Source organism: Puribacter membranae, assembly GCF_055380425.1.
The window spans coordinates 1,567,745-1,589,936 of sequence record NZ_AP040167.1; the positions used below are offsets into that span (position 1 = coordinate 1,567,745).

Annotated in this window: 22 protein-coding genes and 4 tRNA genes; 7 read left to right on the forward strand and 19 right to left on the reverse strand. The window is 51.3% G+C overall.

Going from position 1 to position 22,192, the window contains the following annotated elements; genetic code table 11:
- Positions 1–6: 6 nt before the first annotated feature.
- The 4 genes from ACZ41M_RS07560 to xerD all read right to left on the reverse strand — a co-directional run bounded on the left by ACZ41M_RS07560 (position 7) and on the right by xerD (position 4,500).
- Positions 7–921: a branched-chain amino acid ABC transporter permease gene (locus ACZ41M_RS07560; RefSeq protein ID WP_464731742.1), complete on the reverse strand. Its 915-nt coding sequence runs from the start codon at positions 919–921 to the stop codon at positions 7–9.
- 262 nt (positions 922–1,183) lie between these two features.
- Entirely contained in the window at positions 1,184–2,398 is a 1,215-nt protein-coding gene (locus ACZ41M_RS07565; protein WP_464732179.1) for a branched-chain amino acid ABC transporter substrate-binding protein, read from the reverse strand.
- A gap of 281 nt (positions 2,399–2,679) precedes the next feature.
- Positions 2,680–3,393: a VTT domain-containing protein gene (locus tag ACZ41M_RS07570; protein ID WP_464731741.1), complete on the reverse strand. Its 714-nt coding sequence runs from the start codon at positions 3,391–3,393 to the stop codon at positions 2,680–2,682.
- A 186-nt stretch (positions 3,394–3,579) separates the two neighbouring features.
- Positions 3,580–4,500 (reverse strand): site-specific tyrosine recombinase XerD, encoded by a 921-nt coding sequence (gene xerD / locus ACZ41M_RS07575; RefSeq protein ID WP_464731740.1) that lies wholly within the window; start codon positions 4,498–4,500, stop codon positions 3,580–3,582.
- Between the two features lie 484 nt (positions 4,501–4,984).
- Between xerD and ACZ41M_RS07580 the strand changes: the two genes are divergently transcribed.
- Complete coding sequence (locus ACZ41M_RS07580; protein ID WP_464731739.1) at positions 4,985–5,953, forward strand: TerC family protein; 969 nt, start codon at positions 4,985–4,987, stop codon at positions 5,951–5,953.
- A 78-nt stretch (positions 5,954–6,031) separates the two neighbouring features.
- Here the strand turns inward: ACZ41M_RS07580 and ACZ41M_RS07585 are convergent, their stop codons facing one another.
- From ACZ41M_RS07585 to ACZ41M_RS07610, 6 genes are all read right to left on the reverse strand, one after another.
- A complete protein-coding gene (locus ACZ41M_RS07585) occupies positions 6,032–6,526 on the reverse strand; it encodes a methylated-DNA--[protein]-cysteine S-methyltransferase (RefSeq protein ID WP_464731738.1) in 495 nt (164 codons plus the stop codon).
- Complete coding sequence (locus ACZ41M_RS07590; RefSeq protein ID WP_464731737.1) at positions 6,523–6,759, reverse strand: helix-hairpin-helix domain-containing protein; 237 nt, start codon at positions 6,757–6,759, stop codon at positions 6,523–6,525. Before ACZ41M_RS07590 ends, ACZ41M_RS07585 begins: the two co-directional genes overlap by 4 nt.
- A gap of 95 nt (positions 6,760–6,854) precedes the next feature.
- Positions 6,855–8,096, reverse strand: a complete 1,242-nt coding sequence (locus tag ACZ41M_RS07595) for an exo-beta-N-acetylmuramidase NamZ family protein (RefSeq protein WP_464731736.1) — start codon at positions 8,094–8,096, stop codon at positions 6,855–6,857.
- Positions 8,093–8,689 carry a DOMON-like domain-containing protein gene (locus ACZ41M_RS07600; RefSeq protein WP_464731735.1) on the reverse strand — a complete coding sequence of 199 codons (597 nt, stop codon included), beginning with the start codon at positions 8,687–8,689 and terminating at the stop codon, positions 8,093–8,095. The genes ACZ41M_RS07595 and ACZ41M_RS07600 overlap by 4 nt, the downstream gene beginning before the upstream one ends.
- Before the next feature lie 32 nt (positions 8,690–8,721).
- On the reverse strand, positions 8,722–9,708 hold the full coding sequence (ispH, locus tag ACZ41M_RS07605; RefSeq protein ID WP_464731734.1) for a 4-hydroxy-3-methylbut-2-enyl diphosphate reductase: 987 nt from the start codon (positions 9,706–9,708) through the stop codon (positions 8,722–8,724).
- A complete protein-coding gene (locus ACZ41M_RS07610) occupies positions 9,708–10,181 on the reverse strand; it encodes an FKBP-type peptidyl-prolyl cis-trans isomerase (RefSeq protein WP_464731733.1) in 474 nt (157 codons plus the stop codon). The genes ispH and ACZ41M_RS07610 overlap by 1 nt, the downstream gene beginning before the upstream one ends.
- Before the next feature lie 121 nt (positions 10,182–10,302).
- Here ACZ41M_RS07610 and radC point away from each other — a divergent pair, with 121 nt between their 5' ends.
- From radC to ACZ41M_RS07630, 4 genes are all read left to right on the forward strand, one after another.
- Positions 10,303–10,992, forward strand: coding sequence for a RadC family protein (gene radC / locus ACZ41M_RS07615; RefSeq protein ID WP_464731732.1), 690 nt, complete (start codon positions 10,303–10,305; stop codon positions 10,990–10,992).
- 356 nt (positions 10,993–11,348) lie between these two features.
- Complete coding sequence (gene rpmB, locus ACZ41M_RS07620) at positions 11,349–11,582, forward strand: 50S ribosomal protein L28 (RefSeq protein ID WP_464731731.1); 234 nt, start codon at positions 11,349–11,351, stop codon at positions 11,580–11,582.
- Between the two features lie 11 nt (positions 11,583–11,593).
- Entirely contained in the window at positions 11,594–11,749 is a 156-nt protein-coding gene (gene rpmG, locus ACZ41M_RS07625) for a 50S ribosomal protein L33 (protein ID WP_114562497.1), read from the forward strand.
- A gap of 198 nt (positions 11,750–11,947) precedes the next feature.
- Positions 11,948–12,562: a lytic transglycosylase domain-containing protein gene (locus ACZ41M_RS07630; RefSeq protein ID WP_464731730.1), complete on the forward strand. Its 615-nt coding sequence runs from the start codon at positions 11,948–11,950 to the stop codon at positions 12,560–12,562.
- Positions 12,563–12,621: 59 nt separating this feature from the next.
- On the opposite strand, the gene ACZ41M_RS07635 is transcribed toward ACZ41M_RS07630, so the two are convergent.
- The 8 genes from ACZ41M_RS07635 to ACZ41M_RS07670 all read right to left on the reverse strand — a co-directional run bounded on the left by ACZ41M_RS07635 (position 12,622) and on the right by ACZ41M_RS07670 (position 17,776).
- Positions 12,622–13,548 carry an LD-carboxypeptidase gene (locus ACZ41M_RS07635; protein WP_464731729.1) on the reverse strand — a complete coding sequence of 309 codons (927 nt, stop codon included), beginning with the start codon at positions 13,546–13,548 and terminating at the stop codon, positions 12,622–12,624.
- A 45-nt stretch (positions 13,549–13,593) separates the two neighbouring features.
- Positions 13,594–15,195, reverse strand: a complete 1,602-nt coding sequence (locus ACZ41M_RS07640) for an ABC-F family ATPase (RefSeq protein ID WP_464731728.1) — start codon at positions 15,193–15,195, stop codon at positions 13,594–13,596.
- 78 nt (positions 15,196–15,273) lie between these two features.
- Positions 15,274–16,827 carry a SurA N-terminal domain-containing protein gene (locus ACZ41M_RS07645; protein WP_464731727.1) on the reverse strand — a complete coding sequence of 518 codons (1,554 nt, stop codon included), beginning with the start codon at positions 16,825–16,827 and terminating at the stop codon, positions 15,274–15,276.
- 185 nt (positions 16,828–17,012) lie between these two features.
- A tRNA-Asp gene (locus ACZ41M_RS07650) sits at positions 17,013–17,089 on the reverse strand.
- A 27-nt stretch (positions 17,090–17,116) separates the two neighbouring features.
- Positions 17,117–17,192: transfer RNA gene (locus ACZ41M_RS07655), tRNA-Val, on the reverse strand.
- Between the two features lie 109 nt (positions 17,193–17,301).
- Positions 17,302–17,378, reverse strand: a tRNA-Asp gene (locus ACZ41M_RS07660).
- 36 nt (positions 17,379–17,414) lie between these two features.
- Positions 17,415–17,490: transfer RNA gene (locus tag ACZ41M_RS07665), tRNA-Val, on the reverse strand.
- A gap of 13 nt (positions 17,491–17,503) precedes the next feature.
- On the reverse strand, positions 17,504–17,776 hold the full coding sequence (locus ACZ41M_RS07670; RefSeq protein ID WP_464731726.1) for an HU family DNA-binding protein: 273 nt from the start codon (positions 17,774–17,776) through the stop codon (positions 17,504–17,506).
- A gap of 424 nt (positions 17,777–18,200) precedes the next feature.
- Here ACZ41M_RS07670 and argH point away from each other — a divergent pair, with 424 nt between their 5' ends.
- Entirely contained in the window at positions 18,201–19,625 is a 1,425-nt protein-coding gene (gene argH / locus ACZ41M_RS07675) for an argininosuccinate lyase (RefSeq protein ID WP_464731725.1), read from the forward strand.
- A gap of 248 nt (positions 19,626–19,873) precedes the next feature.
- Entirely contained in the window at positions 19,874–20,176 is a 303-nt protein-coding gene (locus tag ACZ41M_RS07680) for a metal-sensing transcriptional repressor (RefSeq protein WP_464731724.1), read from the forward strand.
- A 111-nt stretch (positions 20,177–20,287) separates the two neighbouring features.
- Here the strand turns inward: ACZ41M_RS07680 and ACZ41M_RS07685 are convergent, their stop codons facing one another.
- On the reverse strand, positions 20,288–22,078 hold the full coding sequence (locus ACZ41M_RS07685) for an acyl-CoA dehydrogenase (RefSeq protein WP_464731723.1): 1,791 nt from the start codon (positions 22,076–22,078) through the stop codon (positions 20,288–20,290).
- Between the last annotated feature and the right edge of the window lie 114 nt (positions 22,079–22,192).

The window sequence follows — 22,192 nt, forward strand, 5'->3', positions numbered from 1 at the left end:
CTCGACTTAAGCGCGGTCTGCGACACGTTGACCCAACAACCCGGACGGACGGAAAATCAGCACCACCACCAGTACGACAAACGCGAATACGTCTTCATACTCCGCACTGATATAGCCTGCGCCCATCGCCTCGACCAGCCCCAAAGCCAAACCACCGACCAATGCACCCGGAATATTGCCAATACCGCCCAAAACCGCCGCGATAAATGCCTTCATCCCCGGGATAAAGCCCATATAAAAATGCACTTTGCCACCATAATTCGAAGCGAACAAAATACCCGCCACCGCAGCCAAAGCCGCACCAATCATGAAGGTAGCAGAAATAACGCGGTTTGGATTCACGCCCATTAAAGCGGTTACATTCACATTCTCAGAAGTCGCGCGCATCGCCCGACCCAGCTTGGTATGGTTCACCAAAACAAACAGGCCGCCCATCATAATCACCGACACAATCATGATGATAATCTCACGCATGGTGATACCGACATTGCCAAACAAATTGATGCGATCTGCAGGGAATACATCAGGGAATGGGAAATGCTCACGCCCCCAAAACTGCATGGCCAAAGCTTGCAAAATGAAAGACACACCGATTGCGGTGATCAGCGGCGCCAATTTCGGCGCATGACGCAACGGACGATAGGCCAAACGCTCAACCAAGAAGCTGGTGATCATACATGCCACCATCGCGGCCAAGGTCGCGATCAATAACGCAAGCACGGGCCCCAAGCCCGCTTTGACCAGTAAAGTAGTAACCGTCATCGCCACCATCGCGCCGATCATGAATACTTCACCGTGGGAAAAGTTAATGATGCCCAAAATACCATATACCATGGTATATCCCAGGGCAATCATGGCGTACAAGCTCCCCTTAATCATGCCATTAATGAACTGTTGTATAAACAGATCGAATGCACTCATCGTCGCACTCCTCTTTTTTTAATAAAAACCCTATGATATGGCGAGCATATCGTCGTGATTTGTGTGTGATACAGACTGTTGCAAAGAAATGTGGAACGGGTGACGGGACAAAAATTATTATGTTGTTGTCTCTACCCAGCCCTTGCAAAAATCCCATCTAAAAATAATAACGGTGAATCGCCTCTGCCCCAAAGCCCTGAACACAAATTCAAGCTCAATGGAGAACCCCAGCATTATTCAATGCTGGGGTTATTTGGAGATATTACTTAATGATGTCAACAACTTCCAACTTGTCTTTTACTTCAAAAATGGAGATTGCACCACCTTTGATGTCACCGATTTGATCAAATGCGATTTGACCAATCAGACCTTCGAAGTTGACTTTTTGCATTGCCGCAGCAATCGCTTCTGGGTCAGTTGAGTTAGCAACCTTCATTGCTTCTACAATCGCATAAGTAGCGTCATAGGAGAATGGAGAATAAATCTGAACTTTTTGACCTGGGAAAGCTTTTTCGTAGTTGGCAACAAAGTCTTTGCCTTTAGCCATTTTTTCCAAAGGCATACCGGCTACCGAGCAAACAGTACCTTTACCAGCTGCAGCGGACAACTCAACGAATTTATCGGTACACGCGCCATCAGCCGCAACCAATTTCGCAGTCAAGCCCAACTCTTTCATTTGTTTGACCAATGTCGCTGCGGTGTCGTCCATACCGCCCCAGAATACGAAGTCCGGATTCAAGCCTTTGATTTTGGTCAACACAGCTTTGAAGTCGGTGGTTTTGTCGGTTGCCGCTTCGCGGATGGCCACAGTAGCGCCGCCCTCTTTCATGGTTTTTTCCACTTGATCGGCCAAACCTTTACCGTATTGAGTCGCGTCATCCAAAACCGCAATGGTTTTGCCGCCTTTACCCAACATGTATTTAGCCAATGCAGGACCTTGTTGCGCATCGGTCGCCACTACGCGATATGAGCTAACAGAACCTTTAGGAGTTTTGTTGCCTTTGAGGGTGTAGTCAGGGTTGGTTGAAGAAGGAGAAACCTGTACCAAGCCGGCTGTAGCATAAACGCTGTTCGCTGGGATAGAAACGCCTGAGTTCAAGTGACCCACCACGCCCACGACTTTAGCATCCACCAGTTTTTGCGCTACCACAGGACCTTGCTTCGGATCGCCCGCGTCGTCTTCACCGACCATGGCCAATTTCACTTTTTTACCGCCGATAACCAAATTGCCTTTGGCATTGATTTCGTTCACGGCCAGTTGTACGCCGTTTTCATTGTCTTTGCCCAAGTGTGCGATACCGCCGGTTTTCGGTGCACCGCTACCGATTTTTACGCAGACTTCGTCAGCCGCCAATTTACCACAGGCGCTGTCGCCGCCAGCGGCTGCGCCGCCTGCTGCTTTATCTGCGCCGCCGCCACAAGCTGCCAAAGCAATTGCGGCGGTCAAAGGCAATAATTTAAACATGTTGTGCATCAGTTTTCTCCAAAAGTTAGATTCAAGTACAAAATAAATACTTAATCATATAAATATAGTTAAAGTGTCGTGTTTAATTGACCAGTACAGCAAACGCGACATGGCGAGATTATTATTCAGCCCTTGATGAAAAGCAAGCCGAAATTGCACAATTTCGCCACTTTTTGTCATGGCGTGGTGCGTTATTGATGCAAAATTCCGCAAATGTGCGCAACAATAAATAAGCCCGAATCGCATGGCGCGGTTTCGGGCTTATTTTGCTGCGTATGGCGAATGAAACTTACTTATTTCACCCCTTCTTTAGAAACGACATTCTGAGTCTTATTCTGCTTGCTTGATTTGTGGGTGAACAACCGCCACAACACACCAGAAACCACGGGGACAAATGCTGCGGCGAAACCAACCAAAGCGATCGTGCTCAAATGATCGCGAACCGCAATATGATAGCCAAACAGATTGACCTCCAGCGAGCCAAAGAAATAACCACCCCACACAAAGGTAATGACCCAAAGCACCGCGCCGATGATATTCCAACGTTGAAACTTCGCCATAGTCATATTCGAGATACCGGCCACAAACGGCACGAAAGTACGAATCACCGGCAAAAACCGCGCGATGACCAAGGCCTTACCACCATGCTTTTCATAAAAGTCATGGGTTTTACGCAAATGTTCATGCGAGAACCACGGCGTGTCGATTTCATAAGCCTTATTCCCGACTTTTCGACCAATCCAATAATTCACGGTATTGCCCAACACTGCGGCAGAAATTAACAAAAACGTCAGCACCCATGCATTCATCAATCCGTCTGCAGACAAGGCGCCCGCCAAAAATAATAAGGAATCGCCCGGCAAAAACGGAAAAATTACCAAGCCGGTTTCACCGAAGACCACCGCAAACAAAATCGCGTAAATATAGTTACCGTACTGCAAAATCAAAGAACGCAACTCCTGATCAATGTGCAGCATCAAGGTTAACAAACTGTGTAGGGTTTCCAAAATAATCCTTGTGATAAAAAGTTCAACGACGCACGCTCAAACATATATTCAAGCATATGTTTAAACGCATATTCAAACGCGCGCATCATAACACAGCGCAGTCCGTTGATTATGAATGGATTAAGGACAGAAAGCCCCTATCGTCTGTGTCGAGAGCCATGGTTTTCCACGCGTCCTTATGCGTCCTTATAATTGCCCGCGTGGATGATGTTGCGCATGCACATTTTTCAAACGTTCCTGCGCCACATAGGTATAAATCTGCGTGGTCGATATATCCGCATGCCCCAACAACATTTGCACCACGCGCAAATCTGCCCCATGATTGAGCAAATGCGTGGCAAACGCATGACGCACCGTATGCGGCGAAATCAGGCTCGCAGGAATGCCCGCCGACAACGCATATTTTTTAATCACATGCCAAAACATCTGCCGCGTCATCGCACTGCCGCGCGCGGTGACAAACACCTCATCGCACGAGCGTCCGCGCAGCAGCGCGATGCGCGCCGTGTCCAAATACTGCTTGAGCGTCTCGCCCGCCTCTTCGCCAAACGGCACCAAGCGGGTTTTATTGCCCTTGCCCGTCACGCGTACCACACCGTCGTTCAGACTCACATCCAACATACGCAAGCCCACCAGCTCGGACACGCGCAAACCACTGGCGTACATCAGTTCCAGCATTGCGCGGTTGCGCACGCCCAAATCAGTTGCATCGGGCGCGGCCAGCAGCGCCTCCACTTGCGCCTCAGACAGATTTTTCGGCAAGCGTGCCGTGGGTTTGGCCAGCATCAGCCCCGCAGTCGGATCGTCCGTGCGCAGATTGCTTTGCAACAACCACTGGTAAAAACGTTTGAAGCAACTGATTTTGCGATTACTGGAGGTGCTTTTTTTGACGGTTTTGCTGGTGAACAATTCAGCCAAATACGCCTGTAAATCTGCCGTGTCCGCTTGCACCAACGATTGGTGTCGCACGTGCATAAAACGCGCCAATTGCCGCATATCCGAGCCGTAGGATGCGAGCGTATTTTCGCTCAGGCCGTGCGCCAGCCACAGTTGGCTGGTGAACTGGTCGATTAAATCCTCATCGTTGGGGTGCATGGCAGATGGCATGGCTATTCAGTATGTGTAATAAACAAAAATAAAAAGCATGCGGCGATTATCCCACAGTCCGCCGCGCATCCGAACCATTTACCCAAAATAAGCCCCCTAAAAGTTGACTAAATTAATCAACTTTAGTATCATTTCGTCATCAAAGGGAGTAGCCCCTAAAGCAATGCGTCGTCAATACAGTGCTGTTTTTTCTTCGCACTCGGCGTATTGTGCGTTCAACGTTTCGCTGTTTTCAAAAATGGCGACACATCTCGGCAACCATGCCTTGATGTGACAGCACATGTGACACCGTACGCGGGCAAGACTTTGACTTGTTTCTGATGACAACAGGTCAGAGTTTGCCGTATGTACTTATCCGAGTTCACACATCCTCACTCATACACCTGTTTCCGCATCTGAAGCGCATTCAAACCTAACCTTTTGAAACAGGAGTTGTCATGCAACACACACATCTATTCTCGTTCCCTCACCGCACGGAGGTGCTATGACTTTAACCAGCATTGGCACGCCGACGATGTGGGTCGGCTTTATCATCCTCGTCTTAATTGTTTTGGCCATTGACCTGTGGGGCTTAGGCGGTAAAAAAGCGCACCGCGTCTCACAAAAAGAAGCGCTCGCCTGGACCATCGTCTGGATTCTGCTGGCGTTTGCTTTCGGTGGCGCATTGTGGTGGTATCTGCTGCAACAAGGCCACGACCCTGCTTTTGCCAAAGATAAAACCATGGAGTTTTTCACCGGTTATCTGATTGAAAAATCGCTGTCGGTGGATAATATTTTTGTATTCCTGATGATTTTCAGCTTCTTTGCCGTACCGCCTGAGTATCAGCGTCGCGTGTTGCTCTACGGTGTGTTGGGCGCAATCATCATGCGTGCGATCATGATTTTTGCCGGCGTCGCATTGGTGACCAAATTCCACTGGCTGATGTATGTATTTGGCGGATTCTTGCTGTTAACCGGTTTGAAAATGCTGTTCATGGCCGATAAGGAATCCGATTTGAACAACAATCCGTTGCTCAAATGGCTGCGCTCGCATTTACGCATCACCAATGAATTTCACGAGGAAAAATTCACCGTGCGCATCAACGGCGTGCTGTGGTTCACCCCACTGTTTTTGGTGTTACTCATGGTCGAGCTCTCGGATTTGATCTTCGCGGTGGACAGCATTCCGGCGATTTTCGCAATCACCACCGATCCGTTCATCGTGTTCACCTCGAATATTTTTGCGATCATGGGCTTGCGCGCGCTGTACTTCCTGCTGGCTGACTGGAACGAACGTTTTCACCTGCTCAAATACGGTCTGGCCATCGTCTTGCTGTTCGTCGGTACGAAAATGTTGCTGCTGGACATCTACAAAATCCCGACCAATGTCTCGCTTGGCGTCGTCGGCGCGATCATTGGCAGCTCGATGATCATCAGCTGGATGCACACCGGCAGAAAGCACAATACCGAGTAACCAGCGCATAAGATTGCGCTTCATATAAAAAAACGGCAGATCATTCTGCCGTTTTTTTATTGCTCTGTTTTCGGTGATTTATTCGTACACAATGCCCTCGTGTGCCAATAACCAGCGTTTCACGCCGATATAAAAACCATCATCATGCTGTGCAAAACCGCCAATGCCATTCGCACCGACCACGCGGTGGCACGGCACGATCAACGGATATGGATTTGCGCCGCACGCACCGCCGACTGCTCGTGGCGCACCGCATTGAATGAGTTGCCCCACTTGTTTGTAGGTGAGCACTTGCCCCGCTTCCAATCCGCTGATCACGCGCCAAACTTTTTTCTGAAATGCCGTACCCTGATCCTGCAAGGGTAAATTGAAATGAAACGATGGATTCGCAATATACGACTCAATCTGTCGGCACACACGTTGAGCCAAATCACAATCAGACGCCAATTCCTGTGTGTGCGACGGTAAATACACCAATTCCAGCACATGCGTACGCGCGTCATTCAAACGCACACCGATCGCACCAAATGGCACATGAAGAATGGCGTTATAAGCCGTTGCTAAAGGATTCATGATTGTTCTTTTGCCAAGTCAATAATGGCATTAATGGCGGAACGTGCTTGCGGACTATTGTGCCAACAAGTTGACCCCATGCGCTCAGAAATCGCGCGAGTAATCACCGCCGCGTCTTCATCAACCAGCTGACGCAAGGAAGAAAAACCCAACTCCTCCAAGCGTCGAACCACCGTTGGTCCCACGCCTTTCAACGCGCACATCAAGTTAAACTCATCCTCGGGAAAAGGCATAACACACTCCTTTTGAAATTAATGATGATGGCGCAACATCATCAAGATGGGCAGCCCCGCGTAATCATGTGACTCGCTTTCTGCTCAACTCCCACTTACCGATACAACTTAAATTCCTCAGTCTCTTTAAGCCAACGCGCCTCGTCCACGCTTGCCAAATGTTCCAAATCCGCAGGCGTAGTCGTCGCATCATCCACCCATTCGCGCAACAGTGGCGAGCCATTGATGAGATCAATGGCGAGGCGGTCAAATTCGTATTCATACCCAAAATCACGCCACAGCGGATAGTCTGGGTGAACCGTGCGAATGGCTTTGAATGCCAACGCCATCAAGCGCCACGGGCGAAACGCCTCATGATCGTACGCCGGATGATCGACGTGAATTTGTATCCCTTGGCACAGTTGACCTTGATGTTTGTGGAAGGTTGGCTCAAACCAGCAGGTGCGTAAAATACAACCGTTTAACCACTGCGGTGCGGTTTTTTGCATATACGCCAAGACCGCCTGCGCATTGATATCTGGCGCACCGAATAATTCCAACGGTCGTGTCGTACCGCGCCCTTCAGACAAGATCGTACCCTCCAACATCACCGTACCCGCATAAGCGCGCGCCATCGACAAATTCGGCGCATTCGGACTCGGATTGATCCAGCTGCGTTGGTGTTGTGGCCAACCATAATCCGGCGCCGACTGCGTATCCCAGCCCTGCATCGGAATCACGCGATAATCCACATCTAAATGGAAGGTGCGCACAAACCAGTGCGCCAATTCACCCAAGGTCAAACCATGCCGCATCGGCATTTCGCCCGCACCGACAAAGCTTTCCCAACCTGCGCGCAAGCTCAACCCCTCAACGGGACGCCCCGCCGGATTCGGCCGATCCAAAATCCAAACCGATTTACCATGCTTCGCCGCAGCTTCCAGCACATAGCGCAAGGTCGTGATAAACGTATAAATACGACAGCCCAAATCCTGCAAGTCCACCAACAGCACATCAAAGCTCGCCATCATCGCATCGGTCGGCCGACGTACTTCGCCATACAGACTAAAAACAGGAATACCATGCGCAGGATCGGTGTAATCAGGCGACTCCACCATATTGTCCTGTTTGTCACCGCGCAAACCATGCTGCGGGCCAAACGCCGCTGACAGCTTGATTTCAGGTACTTTCGCCAATGCGTCCAAGGCGTGATCCAGCTCCGGCGTGACCGACGCCGGATGCGCCAAAAGCGCCACTCGGCGACCGCGCAACTCGCGCTGCAAAGCGCTGTCGGACAGCAGTCGATCCAGTCCAAATACTGTGTTCTGAGGGTGAGATGTGTTGAGGGTTGAATTCATAGTGTGTTTATCAATGTTGATACGTGCAAGGGTAATAAAAATTGTGTGCGTACATGAAAATCGGGCTTTTCAAGCTCATCGTGTCGAATGGCCCAATAGCTTTTGCGATGATCTGTGGTTTCCATAATGGCGGACAAACCGATCTGCCACGTTGGATGCTGTGGCCACCGAGACAACAAATCTGCGGGCGAAACCGTTGCCGTCAGTTCGAATCCCTGCGCATGCTGTTTCAATGCGATGCTCGGCGCTGACGAACACTGAAAAGACTCATCCCGAATCCGATAATCATTGAACCGATACACCGCCCAGCAGCCTGAAGGCGCAAAATTAAATTCAAAATAATCGTCCGCGCCCGGCACAGAAACAAAGGCTTCGCAACAGGTATGCTGCCACAGATTATCACACGCGACGGGCGCAGTTGGCGCTGGCAACGCAATACCGATTGCGCGCTGCTGATCGGATTGAGGGTGCGGTTGATAACGGCAGTGAAACGAAAAAACCAAAAATCCATCGGCGCGTACAGCAACACCCGCCTCAACCGCCATCGGAATGGCGGGAATATACGCGGGGTGATGGTGAAGCGTCAGCATCATTAAATAGAAAATCGGTGGGGTACGCGCACGGATTACAGCGACTCGACCCGCACCTCAATGCTTTGCAAACCGCTCAAACCTTTGGGCAGCGGGAAACGCACGGATTCCTCGACACCCTCCAGCACGCTGACCGAGCGCGCGCCCAATTCTTTGATGCGATCCAGCACCGACTCGACCAACACTTCCGGTGCCGACGCACCGGCCGTCACGCCGATTTTACGCGCATTGGCAAACCACGCCGGTTGCAGATCATTCGCATTGTCCACCATATACGAAGCCACGCCCATTTTCTCGGCCAGCTCGCGCAGACGATTCGAGTTTGAGCTATTCGGACTGCCCACCACGATCACCACCTCCACCTGCGGCGCGAGTACTTTCACTGCGTCTTGGCGATTTTGCGTGGCGTAGCAAATGTCCGCTTTTTTCGGCTCAGTGATCAGCGGGAATCGGGTTTTCAGCGCCTCAATCACGCCCTTGGTATCGTCCACCGACAGCGTGGTCTGGGTGACGTAGGCCAGATGATCCGGCGTTTTCACCTGCAATTTGGCGATGTCCGCTTCGGTTTCGACCAAATAAATACCGTCCGCGACCTGCCCCATCGTGCCTTCCACTTCCGGATGTCCTTTGTGGCCGATCATGATGATTTCAAAGCCACGCTCGCGCATGCGCTTGACCTCGACGTGCACCTTGGTCACCAGCGGGCACGTCGCATCGAAAATATGCAAATCGCGTCGTTGCGCTTCGGCACGCACCGCCAGCGATACGCCATGCGCGGAGAAAATCACGGTGCTGCCATCGGGTGCTTCGTGCAGCTCCTCGATAAACACCGCGCCTTTATTTTTCAAATCATCCACAACATATTTATTGTGAACGATTTCGTGGCGCACGTAGATCGGCGCGCCGAATTGCTCCAATGCGCGCTCGACAATGCTGATGGCGCGATCAACACCGGCGCAAAATCCGCGCGGCTGTGCCAATACAATAGATGCGTCCTGCATCATGGATGATTTATCTGACATCACAACACCCCAATCACTTTGAATTCTAAACGCAATGGCTTGCCCGCCAATGGGTGGTTAAAATCCACCACCGCGCCACTTTTATCGTCGTTCCAGCCCATGAATTGCCCGCTCATACGGTAACCGTTCGGCATGGCAAATTCCACGAAATCGCCTTCGCCAAAAGTATCTACCTGCGGATTGCCCTCGAGCAACAACTGACGCGAAACCACTTGGCGCAGTTCCGAGTTATAGTCGCCAAACGCCTCATCCGCCGCCAGGTCAAATACCTCATGCGCACCCTCGCTCAAACCCAGCAGTTTCTCCTCCATAAACGGCGCGAGCTGTGCCTGACCGACGGCGACCGTTGCCGGATTGCCGTTAAACGTCGTTAAAAAATCGCTGATTTCCTGCCCATTGGCATCCAAAACCGCCAAGCGGTAATGCAACGTCACGTGCGAATGCGCCTCAATGGCTTGCTTAAACTCTGACATTGGTGTTTAATCCTGTAAAAAAGAGACACGGAACCCGTCCGATTTCTAAAAAGTCATTGAATCATAAAGGCAGCGCAACACAACTCACTCGCCCTATTTTCACAGCAGGATTATAAACGATATGTCCATCACCGATTGGCCTGTTCACGACCGACCGCGCGAGAAATTGCTCAACAGCGGCGCCGGAGCCTTGACCGATGCCGAGCTACTCGCAATTTTCCTGCGCGTGGGCGTTCACGGCAAAAGCGCGGTCGATTTGGCACAAGAATTGATCACACATTTCGGTACGCTGGCGCAACTGTTCGCCGCGCCTTTGGACGAATTGTCGCAAATCAAAGGCATGGGACAAGCCAAATATGTGCAACTGCAAGCCGTATTTGAAATGAGCCGCCGCGCACTCGCCGACAGCGCCAGCCAACACACGGTCATCGCCGATTTGCCCGCACTCAAAACCCTGATTCAATTGCATTTACGCAACGCCGCGAGCGAGCAATGCATCGCCCTGTTTCTCGACCCATCACTGCGACTGATACACATCGAAACCCTATCCGAGGGCACGCCGACCACGCTCAATCTGCATGTACGCACGCTGGTACAACGCGCACTGAGCGTGAATGCCCACGCCATCATCCTCGCGCACAATCATCCGAATGGCAGCGCACAGCCGTCCGAAGACGACATTCATACCACTCAGGCATTACAAGAGCACCTACGCCCGCTTGGGCTGTACTTGATTGACCACTTCATTGTTGCCGACGGGCAAACGCCGTACAGTCTGGCCGAAAACGGCTGTATAAGCACATTATTTTGAGCACCGCCCCATGTATTGATGCGTATTTGGATCAAATCCTATGCCAATATCGCCACACTTTCAGCACGAACGCGACGAAGCACTTGTTTTCAAAACCAAATTCCCGTATAATTGCGCGTTCTGGAAACACTTTTTGCCATATTCACCCTACAGTCGCGGCAATACGTACATTCATCGTACGCGAATTCACTGAGGGCTGGACAGATTCACCGGCGAAGTGTGCGAACCTTTAAATTAACCGAATCACTTTGACTTGAGTCGTTCACGTTGTTCTAAGCAGTCGTCTCGACTACGCGACACCAAAACAACGATTTAACCGCCATCGGGTCATATTCACAAGCATCAAAGGAACTTTCATGGCACGCGTATGTCAAGTAACGGGTAAACGCCCAATGTCTGGGAACAATGTTTCTCACGCGAACAATAAAACCAAACGTCGCTTTTTGCCAAACTTGCAAAGCCGTCGTTTTTGGGTAGAGTCAGAAAACCGCTACGTGCGTTTGCGCGTATCAAACGCCGCTTTGCGCACCATCGATAAAAACGGCATCGACGCCGTATTGGCCGATTTGCGTGCCCGTGGCGAAATCTAAGGAGAACCATCATGCGCGATAAAATCAAACTCGAATCCACTGCAGGTACCGGTCACTTCTACACGACCGATAAAAACAAACGCAACATGCCAGAAAAAATGGAAATCAAAAAATTTGATCCCGTGGCACGTAAGCATGTGATCTACAAAGAAACCAAAATCAAATAAATCATTGATGACTTGATTCTGTTTCTGGGTAAAAATGACCTGCGAAGCACCTGTAAAAACCACCTGAGAAGGTGGTTTTTTATTTCGCCCTATACACACTTTCGCCAACGATCCGCACAGAAAGTATATGATTTTCCGCTACAATACGCGTTTTGATATGGCGCAAGCAAGCCAACGAACCATCTATCGCAAACCATTATGACCCGCATACAGACCAACACTCCGCGCAAGCACATCCAGTGGCTACTCATGGCCACTTTGGTGGCGTTGGGCCTGTTCATCCTCTGGCCGATCTTGCGTGAGTTAGGCTATCGCTCGGGCGATGACGCGATCGCATTGCGCGTATACGAATGGCGCGACGAATTGAAGCTTGAGGCATTGGAACAACAATACGATCTACCCAAAGGCCTGCTGTCCGCCGTCATGCATCAAGAATCCGCTGGCAACCCGACCGCAGAGAGCTATCGCGGCGCCCAAGGATTGTTTCAATTCATGCGCGCCACCGCGAAAGACATGGGCCTGGATGATCGCACGCACCCGCAGGACTCTGCTCAGGCGGCGGCCAAATACCTGAATATGCTGTATTTGCGCTACAACAAAAATCTGGAGCTGACCTTGGCCGCCTACAACTGGGGTTTGGGTAACGTTGACCAGTATATCAAACCGAACCCCCGCAGCAAAAACAGCAAGACCAAAAAGAACGACGATGGCGAGAGCAATTACAGTACATTTCGCCTGACCAAGATGCCGAACGAAACGCAGAATTACATCTCGCGCATCAAAATGTTGCGCACCACTTATTATCTGCGCTGACCATTTCAGCCACAAAAAAAGCAAGCCTGCGGCTTGCTTTTTCTACGCTCGATGCGCACTTACTCGCAACGAATGGCTTTGACTTTCAGCTCGTAACCTTTTTCCGCCTCAACCAATAACTGCGCGTTTTGACCAACCGGCAAGGTGACTTTATCGCGCACATGTCCAAACGGCAAACCGGTCAGAATCGGCACGCGGCACCGCGCGCGCAAATGCGCCACCATTTCATCAAAATTGTAGCCATTGTCGCTGTCGTACAATTGATAACCATTGAACTGGCCGAGCACAATCGCTACCTGGCTTTCTAAAATCCCCGCGTCGCGCAATTGATACAGATTGCGCTCAATGCGGTACGGATGCTCGTTAATATCCTCTAAAAACAAGATACCGCCCTTAATATTCGGCAGATACGGCGTACCGACCAATTGATTGATCATGGTCAAATTGCCGCCCCACAAAATACCGTCGGCTTCAAAGCGATACGGCTGCGGCCGTTTCACCGTGATGATATCCTCGCCCGCTTGAATCAGATTCCAAAAATGCTTGAGCATGAATGGCGACGGCGTTTCCGGCCCAAAATCAAAACTGAGCATCGGCCCATTGTACGAGGCGCAGCCGGTTTTAGCGTAGTACGCCAAATTAAACGCAGTAAAATCACTGTGTCCCATCAAACACAACTTCGTCTGCGCAATGCCGTCAAAATCAATGTGCTCCAACAAACGCGACAGGCCGTAGCCACCGCGCAAAGCCATTACCAAATTGGGGCGTTTGGCTTTGATGTCCTCGCTCGGATTGATAAATCGAGTCAATGCATTGATTTCATTCAAACGCTCTTCATCCGTTCCGGCGAACCGCTGCATCTGACGCAAAGCGCACGCCTGACCGGTCACGCGCCAACCTTGGCGAACAAAATAATCCACGCCACGCGCGATGGCATTGCGGTCTTGCGGATTACTCGACGGCGCGATCAGTTGCAATACGGGCATGATGATCTCCTGCTTTATTGAGTTGATGGCATTATTTTACGCCACTTACCCTTCAATTCCCTGACTGTCCAAATATTCTTCGTAATCGCCTCTGTAATCCACAATCTGACCATCCCCCTTAACCTCGATGATGCGTGTGGCGACATTACCAATGAATTGACGGTCGTGCGAGACGATGAATACCGTTCCGGCGTATTTTTCCAAAGCCAACTGGAGCGACTCGATCGACTCCATATCCAAGTGATTGGTCGGTTCATCGAGCATCAATACATTGTGACGCCCCAAAATCAAGCGACCAAAGCTCATGCGGTGTTTTTCACCACCGGATAAAACACTCACCGGCTTGACCACGTCTTCACCGGAGAACAGCAGTTTACCGAGCACGCCGCGAATCACCTGATCGTCGTCACCCGGCTGACGGTAGTTGCCCATCCATTCCATCAGGTTTTCGCTCGAATCAAAATGCTCGGCCACATCTTGTGCCATATAGCCAATGTCGGCATTTTCCGACCATTTGACCGTACCGCTGTCCGCTGCCAAATCACCCTCAAAGATACGCAACAAGGTGGTTTTACCCACGCCATTGCCACCGATGATGGCAATTTTGTCACCCGCTTCAATCATCGTGGAGAATTTGCTGATGATCGGACGATCAAAGGTTTTGCTGATATGCTCCACCTCAACCGCCAAACGATGCAACGGTTTATTTTGCTCAAAGCGAATAAACGGATTTTGGCGCGATGATGGTTTCACCTCAACCGTATCCGCCTTGATCTTCTGAATCATTTTTTGACGGGAAGTCGCTTGTGAGGCTTTCGATTTATTGGCCGAGAAACGCGCCACAAACTCTTGCAGCTCGGCAATACGCTCTTTCGCCTTGCTGTTTGCTGCCATTTGGCGCGCGCGCGCCTCCGCCGAAGCGAGGCTGTAATCGTCGTAGTTGCCAGCATACACGGTCAGCGTGCCATAGTCCATATCGGCCATGTGCGTACAGACCGCATTCAAAAAGTGTCGGTCATGCGAAATAATCACCATGGTCGAGTCGCGCTCATTGAGCACACCTTCGAGCCAGCGAATCGTATCGATGTCCAAGTTATTGGTCGGCTCGTCCAACAGCAACACATCAGGATTGGAGAACAATGCCTGCGCCAACAGCACACGCACCTTTAAGCCCGGCGCAACGGCGCTCATCAAGCCTTGATGCAATTCCAACGGCAAGCCCACACCCAGCAGCAGCTCGCCCGCGCGCGCCTCAGCCGTGTAGCCATCGTACTGCGCAAACACGCTCTCCAGCTCCGCCGCGTGCATATAGTCGTCCTCGGTCGCCTCCAGATTCGCATAAATCGCATCGCGTTCGGTCATGGCCTGCCACATTTCCGTGTGCCCCATCATCACCACGTCCAGTACGCGCATATCTTCGAACGCAAACTGATCCTGACGCAATTTACCCAAACGCACGTTTGGCTCGATCACCACTTGACCGGAGGATTGCTCCAGATCGCCACCCAAAATTTTCATAAAGGTTGATTTACCGCAACCATTCGCACCGATCAAACCGTAACGATTGCCCTCACCAAACTTCACATTGATGTTTTCAAACAATGGCTTTGCGCCAAACTGTTGAGTAATATTGACTGCTGATAACACACACACTCCATCCGACAAACTGATAAAAAATCCAAAACAAAACACGCTAAATGAGCCATTTAGCGTGCATCGTCCAACTTATTCCTGCGCGACCTTAATACGTTCGGGATACAACTTCACCCCCATGCGCTCACGCAACGCCGCCATATACGCGCTCGCCGCCAAATTTTCATTCGGCGTATTCCACACGCTTTGCGCCCACTGCGTCATTTGTGCCAATTGCGGCGGCGGCAAAGACTCCTCTTTCACCACGCGAATCAGATCCACGCGATCGGTGTCCGCCACCACGGCCAACGCAGGCAAATTCGCCAGCGGCAGATTCATCGCCTTCACCGCAATCGCCGGTGTCGCCACGTCGCTACCGAGCCAGCTTAAATACTGCGCATTGCCAATGGACGCACTCGCCGACTGATTGGCCAGATTTTTCTGCGCGTCTTCGCTCGCTTTGGCCACAGCCGCCTCACGACGCAATTGCTGCTCAACCTCGGCCTTCACCTCATCAAAGCTGCGCACGCCCGCCGGACGATAGTTCACCACACGTGCCACCAACAAATCACCCGTCGGTAACGCCATCACCGGCGCAATGTTTTTTGATTCCGCTTGTGTCGCGTTGAGCAAAGCCTCGCGGACTTTTGGATCTTGGAACACCACCGGTTCATTCGGCATCGCTTGACGCAGAATGCCTTTGCCCTGCTCGACCTTCGCATTAAACATGTTTGCCAATGCGGTCAAATCCTGTGGCGCTTTGGTGATCTGCGCATCCAAGCGCTCCGCCAATTTCTTTTGCACCACTTTTTCCAACACCACTTTGGACTGATTCGGATCTTGACGCACCTTCGCCAACTGCTCCGGTGTCGCATCGGCACCAAACACCGCCTTAATATCCTCATCACTTAAACTGGATGCGGCGCCACCGCCACCCGCAACCGGAATCACAGCGTAATCCACATCGAACGCATCCGGCACATTGAACTGCGACTTGTGCTGGTCGTAATAAGCCTGAACCTGATCGGGCGAGACCGATACCTGCGCCATATACGGCGTCAAATCCACCGATTTAATCTCCACCAAGCGTGCGCGACCAAAGAATTTGGTCATAAATTCGGCGCTCACCGGCAAATTCAACGCACGGTAGGCCGGAACCACTTGCTCTTTCACCAAATCCGCACGAACACCCGCCTGATGCATCGCCGGTGTCAAACCCTGCTGTGCCAATGCAGCTTTATACGCCGCCTCATCAATGCCACCTTGTGCATTTTTCGGCATGCCCTGCATCTGCGCAAGCGCTTGAACCAACTCCGCATCACTGACCGTCATTTTGCCGCTCGCGAGCAAATCCTCAAACAACACGTCATTGCTCATTTGCGTCAGAAACGCCGCTTGCGCTTCCGGTTTTTGATAATACGCGGCATCAAAATGATCACCCATCTGCTGGCGCGCATTGTCCACGAAACGACGATAGCTCGCGTTAAACTCCTGCTGTGTGATTTCGCGCTCGCCCACTTTGGCCAAAGCCGTGTCGCTGGCAGAGCTATTAAATGAAGCAACGCCGGTCAAAACAAATGCCGGCAAGATCAGCAAAAGCAAAATAAATTGGAGCCAACGTTGATGTGTTCGCACAAAATCAAACATAACAAACCCTTAATAAATATGGATGCCGCCCAATACGCATAGACACGCGCAAGCACGCAGTAACACACAAACCATACGAGCTTGCCAAAATGCAATCACCGATCGCCATGCGGCCAAAGATAAGCTCGTATTATAAAGGAGCACAAGAAAAAAGGCGAACCGAAGTTCGCCTTTGATCGATTTATTGGCGGAGCGGACGGGACTCGAACCCGCGACCCCCGGCGTGACAGGCCGATATTCTAACCAACTGAACTACCGCTCCAATATTCATCGCCAGACTCAATATGCGTGGTGGGTGTTGAGAGGGTCGAACTCCCGACCTACGCCTTGTAAGGGCGCCGCTCTACCAACTGAGCTAAACACCCGCATATTGTTCTGCTATTTCCCAAAAACCTCTTGGATTTTTGAGAACAAAAAAACGAGCTAAACTCGCTTTTTTGCACGCACACTTAAACTGCTCTGTGCGTTTTGTTTTGGCGGAGCGGACGGGACTCGAACCCGCGACCCCCGGCGTGACAGGCCGATATTCTAACCAACTGAACTACCGCTCCAAAACCGTTTGTACTGCTATGTCACTTTTTTAAGACTGGTGGGTGTTGAGAGGGTCGAACTCCCGACCTACGCCTTGTAAGGGCGCCGCTCTACCAACTGAGCTAAACACCCAATCTTAAAATAATTAGTTTACAGCATCTTTCAATGCTTTACCAGGACGGAATTTAGGCACTTTAGCTGCCTTAATTTTGATTTCCGCGCCAGTTTGTGGGTTACGACCAACACGCGCTGCACGTTTGCCCACAGAGAAGGTACCGAAGCCAACCAAAGTTACAGTACCGCCTTTTTTCAAAGTTTTCTTAACCGCTGTAGTTACAGCGTCTAATGCACGACCAGCCGCGGCTTTTGAAATTTCTGCTTCACCAGCAATGAAATCCACCAATTCTGACTTATTCATTTATTAATCTCCACCAGCTAAGTTATTGCAATCCCCGATGTCACCAATCGTTCATCCAGTACAGCGAGGGCTATAGGTCATTCACAACGGGGCGAATTTAACCATAGTTTTCGCACGCCCGTCAAGCGATTTGCCAATTTTTATTTTCGCCCAAGCCAGCAAGCACAGGACTTTACAGCCAAAAACGCCCTGAAACCTGCTTAAAATCAGGGGCTTAGCTTTCACATTAACACCTTATTCGAGTTTTCAAGCACGCCCCTATTTTTTTCTGCTTGCCGCACCTGTTGCGCTGATAAAACACCCGTAATGAGCAATTTTAAATCGCTTGATGATGCCGTGCTGCTATGTTTTACGGCGCTTTTGCTTTAGAATGAAGGTTTATTTTTGCCATTCCCATAGATAGAAATTTGACAGAAAGTACCGCATGAGTCATTCCAATCATTCTCAATTGCACAATAAGTCTGCCGGCTGGTCCGCACTGTTTTCCGAACCGATGAGCGAGCTGGTCAAACGCTATACCGCATCGGTATTTTTTGATAAGCGCTTGGCCTTGTTTGATATCCAAGGCTCGCTCGCACATGCACAAATGTTGTCCGAGCAAAATATTATTTCTGCGCAGGATTTGGCGGATATTCAGCGTGGATTGACGCAAATTCGCGCGGAAATTGAGGCGGATCAATTTGAATGGCAGTTGGATTTGGAGGACGTGCATCTGAATATCGAAGCACGATTAACGCAGTTGGTCGGTATGGCGGGCAAACGCTTGCACACCGGCCGCTCGCGCAACGACCAGGTGGCGACCGACATTCGCCTATGGCTGCGCGCGCAGATTGATGACATCGTGGTGGCGCTGGGCAATTTGCGCAGCGGCTTGCTGGACGTGGCCGAGCGCGAGGCGGCCACCATTTTACCGGGCTTCACACATTTGCAAGTGGCTCAGCCGATCACCTTTGGCCATCATTTATTGGCGTATGTGAATATGTTTGCGCGCGACGCCGAACGTATGCTCGATACCCGAAAACGAGTCAATCGTTTGCCGCTGGGCGCAGCAGCATTGGCAGGGACAACGTATCCGATTCGCCGCGAACGCGTGGCGGAGCTGTTGGCTTTTGACGGTGTGTGCGAAAACTCGCTGGATGCGGTATCGGATCGGGACTTTGCCATTGAATTTTGTGCCGCCGCGTCTTTGATCATGATGCATGTCTCGCGCTTATCCGAAGAGTTGGTCAACTGGATGAGCCCACGCGTTGGCTTCATTGATCTGGCCGATCGTTTCTGCACCGGCTCCTCCATCATGCCACAAAAGAAAAATCCCGACGTACCCGAATTGGCGCGCGGTAAAACCGGACGCGTTTACGGCGATTTGATGAGCCTGCTCACATTGATGAAGGGCCAACCGCTGGCCTACAATAAGGACAACCAAGAGGACAAAGAGCCATTGTTTGATGCCGTAGACACCGTACTGGAAACCCTGCTGATTTTCACCGAAATGGTACAGGGCATCACGGTCAAGGCTGACAATATGCGTGCGGCAGCGTTGCAAGGCTTCTCGACCGCCACCGATTTGGCCGACTACTTAGTGAAAAAAGGCTTGCCATTCCGTGATGCACACGAAGCGGTCGCGCATGCGGTCAAGATATGCACGCAAAAAGGCTGCGACTTGGCGGATTTGACGCTCGATGAATTGCGCTCGGCCACCGACTTATCCACCGAACAACAAGCGTTGATTGAAGCCGATGTATCGCATTGTCTGACGTTGGAGGGCAGCGTTGCCGCGCGCAACCATATCGGCGGAACAGCACCAGAGCAGGTGCGTACCGAGATTCAAAAATGGCGCACGCGTCTGTGAAACATCAAGAACACATCTGATGAATACAAAAAGCGGAGTACTCCTCCGCTTTTCTTTTTGTTCACATCAGCATTTAAAATCAATTAAAACCACCTAAAAGTACGCTCGTTTCATTTTTTTCGGGTATTCAATTGCGAACGACAGCAATAAACAATATACTTATTCGCATTAAGCACCGTGGCGAGATTTAATTATCCAACGTCATTTTTAGTCATTACTACATTTCACCCAACCAAGCGAATACAATCATGCCCCATTCGATAGAAGACAAAAAACGCGCCATTACACGCCTGCGCCGCATCAAAGGCCAAGCAGAGGCGCTGGAGCGCGCTGTTGCCGACGGCGTCCAATGCGGCCCCCTGCTGCAGCAATTAGCCGCCATACGTGGCGCCATCAACGGCCTGATGGCCGATGTGCTTGAGGGGCATCTGCTGGAGAGCTTTGGCCACGCCGACTGCTCCATCACCGACATCAAAACCAATCCGGATCACGAACGCATCCACGACACCATTGATGAAGCCGTCACCTTGATTCGTTCCTACCTCAAATAATTCTGCGCTGACAAAGTAACGAACCCAAGCGTCGCACATCATAAAAAAAGCAAGCGTTGATTCACGCTTGCTTTTTTACATCATGGACTGAAATGCTCAGTCATTCACGCATCAGAACTGCGCCACGTCAAAATTACCCGCGCCCTCGCCCGCGTGCAAAATCGCCTGTGTCAGCGCCTGCGCCTGCGGCAACAAAGCTTGGATATAAAACGCGGAGGTTTGCACTTTGCTGTTCAAGAACACCGTATCGTTATTGCCCGCATCCAATTGCGCCTGCGCCGCCAATGCCGCGCGCGCACTGTGCCACGCGCTCACGACCAAACCGGCCAATTTGAGGTACAGCACCGAGCCGGCAAACACGTTGTTCGGTGCGGTTTTGACGTTCGCCAAGACAAACGCCACCACTTCGCGCAGATTTGCGTTTGCCTGCGCCAATGGCGCGGCCAAAGCTTTGAGCGCATCGTGCGCGCTCGCTTGCAACTGCGCCACCGTCGCGTCAATGTGCGTGCAGAATTGCTCGGCCACGGCGCCGCCATCGCGCGCGGTTTTGCGCCCCACCAAATCGTTTGCCTGAATCGCGGTCGTGCCTTCGTAAATCGGTAAAATACGCGCGTCGCGGTAGTATTGCGCCGCGCCGGTTTCCTCGATAAAGCCCATACCGCCGTGTACCTGCACGCCCAGACTGGCCATTTCCACCGATTGTTCGGTCGAGTAGCCTTTAACCAATGGCACCATGAATTCAAACTGCGCTTGCGCCTGCGCACGGGTCGCTTCGTCCGCATGACGATGCGCGATGTCGTTCAAACCGGCGGTGTGCAGCGCCATCGCACGACAGGCTTCCACGGTCGATTTCATGGTGAGCAGCATGCGTTTGACATCCGGATGGTGAATGATCGCCACCGCTTCGCGCGCCGAGCCATCCACCGGACGACTTTGCACGCGCTCTTTGGCGTATTGCACCGCCTTTTGATACGCACGCTCCATGATGCCGATGCCTTGCACACCGACACCAAAACGCGCCGCGTTCATCATGATAAACATGTATTCGAGGCCGCGATTTTCTTCGCCGACCAGCTCACCGAGCGCACCACCGTTGTCACCGAACTGCAACACTGCCGTCGGGCTGGCTTTGATGCCCAATTTGTGCTCCAACGACAGGGTTTGCACGTCATTGGCGGCCCCCAGACTACCGTCTTCGTTAATCAGGAATTTCGGTACGATGAACAGCGAAATGCCTTTGATGCCTTCGGGCGCATTCGGCGTGCGCGCGAGCACAAGGTGCATGATATTGTCGGTGTAATCATGGTCGCCAAAGGTGATGAAAATTTTGGTACCAAAAATTTTATAGCGACCATCGGCTTGCGGTTCGGCACGCGAGCGAATCAGTGCCAAATCGGAGCCGGATTGCGGCTCGGTCAGATTCATCGTGCCGGTCCACTCACCGGAAATCAGACGCGGGATGTAGGTTTGTTTTTGCGCGTCGCTACCGGCAGTCAGCACCGCTTCAATCGCGCCGTCGGTGAGCAAGGGGCACAGGCCGAACGAGGTATTCGCGCCATTGATCATCTCATTACACGCCGTGGCGATCAGTTTAGGCAAATCTTGCCCACCCACGGCTTCAGGGTGCGACAGACCTTGCCAGCCGCCTTGCACATATTGCTCAAACGCGGCTTTAAAACCCGGACTGGTGGTGACTTTGCCATCCTTTAGGAATGACGGCTGCTCGTCACCCACGCGGTTGGTCGGTGCGATCACGTCCTGATTGATTTTCGCCGCTTCATCCAAAATCCCCGCGACGGTGTCCATGTCTAAATCCATCGCCGTGTCCTGCATGATTTGTGGCATCTGGGCAATGTGTTCCAAGGCAAACAACATATCTTTTTGGGGTGCGATGTAGCTCATGATTCAACCTTTTTTAAAAATGTGCATCAAGTAACAACGACTTTTTCGTCATTCAATCAGCCATAAATGGCTCTGCTGTTTTAAGAAAACGCGGAATAGTATGTTTTTCAGCTC

What these genes read in the sequence shown, in the direction of transcription:
- ACZ41M_RS07685 (WP_464731723.1), bottom strand. Translation starts at nt 22,078, where the DNA reads ATGAGCTACATCGCACCCCAAAAAGATATGTTGTTTGCCTTGGAACAC.
- rpmG (WP_114562497.1), top strand. Translation starts at nt 11,594, where the DNA reads ATGCGCGATAAAATCAAACTCGAATCCACTGCAGGTACCGGTCACTTC.
- ACZ41M_RS07580 (WP_464731739.1), top strand. Translation starts at nt 4,985, where the DNA reads ATGACTTTAACCAGCATTGGCACGCCGACGATGTGGGTCGGCTTTATC.
- ispH (WP_464731734.1), bottom strand. Translation starts at nt 9,708, where the DNA reads ATGTCAGATAAATCATCCATGATGCAGGACGCATCTATTGTATTGGCA.
- ACZ41M_RS07635 (WP_464731729.1), bottom strand. Translation starts at nt 13,548, where the DNA reads ATGCCCGTATTGCAACTGATCGCGCCGTCGAGTAATCCGCAAGACCGC.
- xerD (WP_464731740.1), bottom strand. Translation starts at nt 4,500, where the DNA reads ATGCCATCTGCCATGCACCCCAACGATGAGGATTTAATCGACCAGTTC.
- radC (WP_464731732.1), top strand. Translation starts at nt 10,303, where the DNA reads ATGTCCATCACCGATTGGCCTGTTCACGACCGACCGCGCGAGAAATTG.
- ACZ41M_RS07645 (WP_464731727.1), bottom strand. Translation starts at nt 16,827, where the DNA reads ATGTTTGATTTTGTGCGAACACATCAACGTTGGCTCCAATTTATTTTG.
- rpmB (WP_464731731.1), top strand. Translation starts at nt 11,349, where the DNA reads ATGGCACGCGTATGTCAAGTAACGGGTAAACGCCCAATGTCTGGGAAC.
- ACZ41M_RS07630 (WP_464731730.1), top strand. Translation starts at nt 11,948, where the DNA reads ATGACCCGCATACAGACCAACACTCCGCGCAAGCACATCCAGTGGCTA.
- ACZ41M_RS07670 (WP_464731726.1), bottom strand. Translation starts at nt 17,776, where the DNA reads ATGAATAAGTCAGAATTGGTGGATTTCATTGCTGGTGAAGCAGAAATT.
- ACZ41M_RS07595 (WP_464731736.1), bottom strand. Translation starts at nt 8,096, where the DNA reads ATGAATTCAACCCTCAACACATCTCACCCTCAGAACACAGTATTTGGA.
- ACZ41M_RS07585 (WP_464731738.1), bottom strand. Translation starts at nt 6,526, where the DNA reads ATGAATCCTTTAGCAACGGCTTATAACGCCATTCTTCATGTGCCATTT.
- ACZ41M_RS07590 (WP_464731737.1), bottom strand. Translation starts at nt 6,759, where the DNA reads ATGCCTTTTCCCGAGGATGAGTTTAACTTGATGTGCGCGTTGAAAGGC.
- ACZ41M_RS07680 (WP_464731724.1), top strand. Translation starts at nt 19,874, where the DNA reads ATGCCCCATTCGATAGAAGACAAAAAACGCGCCATTACACGCCTGCGC.
- ACZ41M_RS07610 (WP_464731733.1), bottom strand. Translation starts at nt 10,181, where the DNA reads ATGTCAGAGTTTAAGCAAGCCATTGAGGCGCATTCGCACGTGACGTTG.
- argH (WP_464731725.1), top strand. Translation starts at nt 18,201, where the DNA reads ATGAGTCATTCCAATCATTCTCAATTGCACAATAAGTCTGCCGGCTGG.
- ACZ41M_RS07600 (WP_464731735.1), bottom strand. Translation starts at nt 8,689, where the DNA reads ATGATGCTGACGCTTCACCATCACCCCGCGTATATTCCCGCCATTCCG.
- ACZ41M_RS07560 (WP_464731742.1), bottom strand. Translation starts at nt 921, where the DNA reads ATGAGTGCATTCGATCTGTTTATACAACAGTTCATTAATGGCATGATT.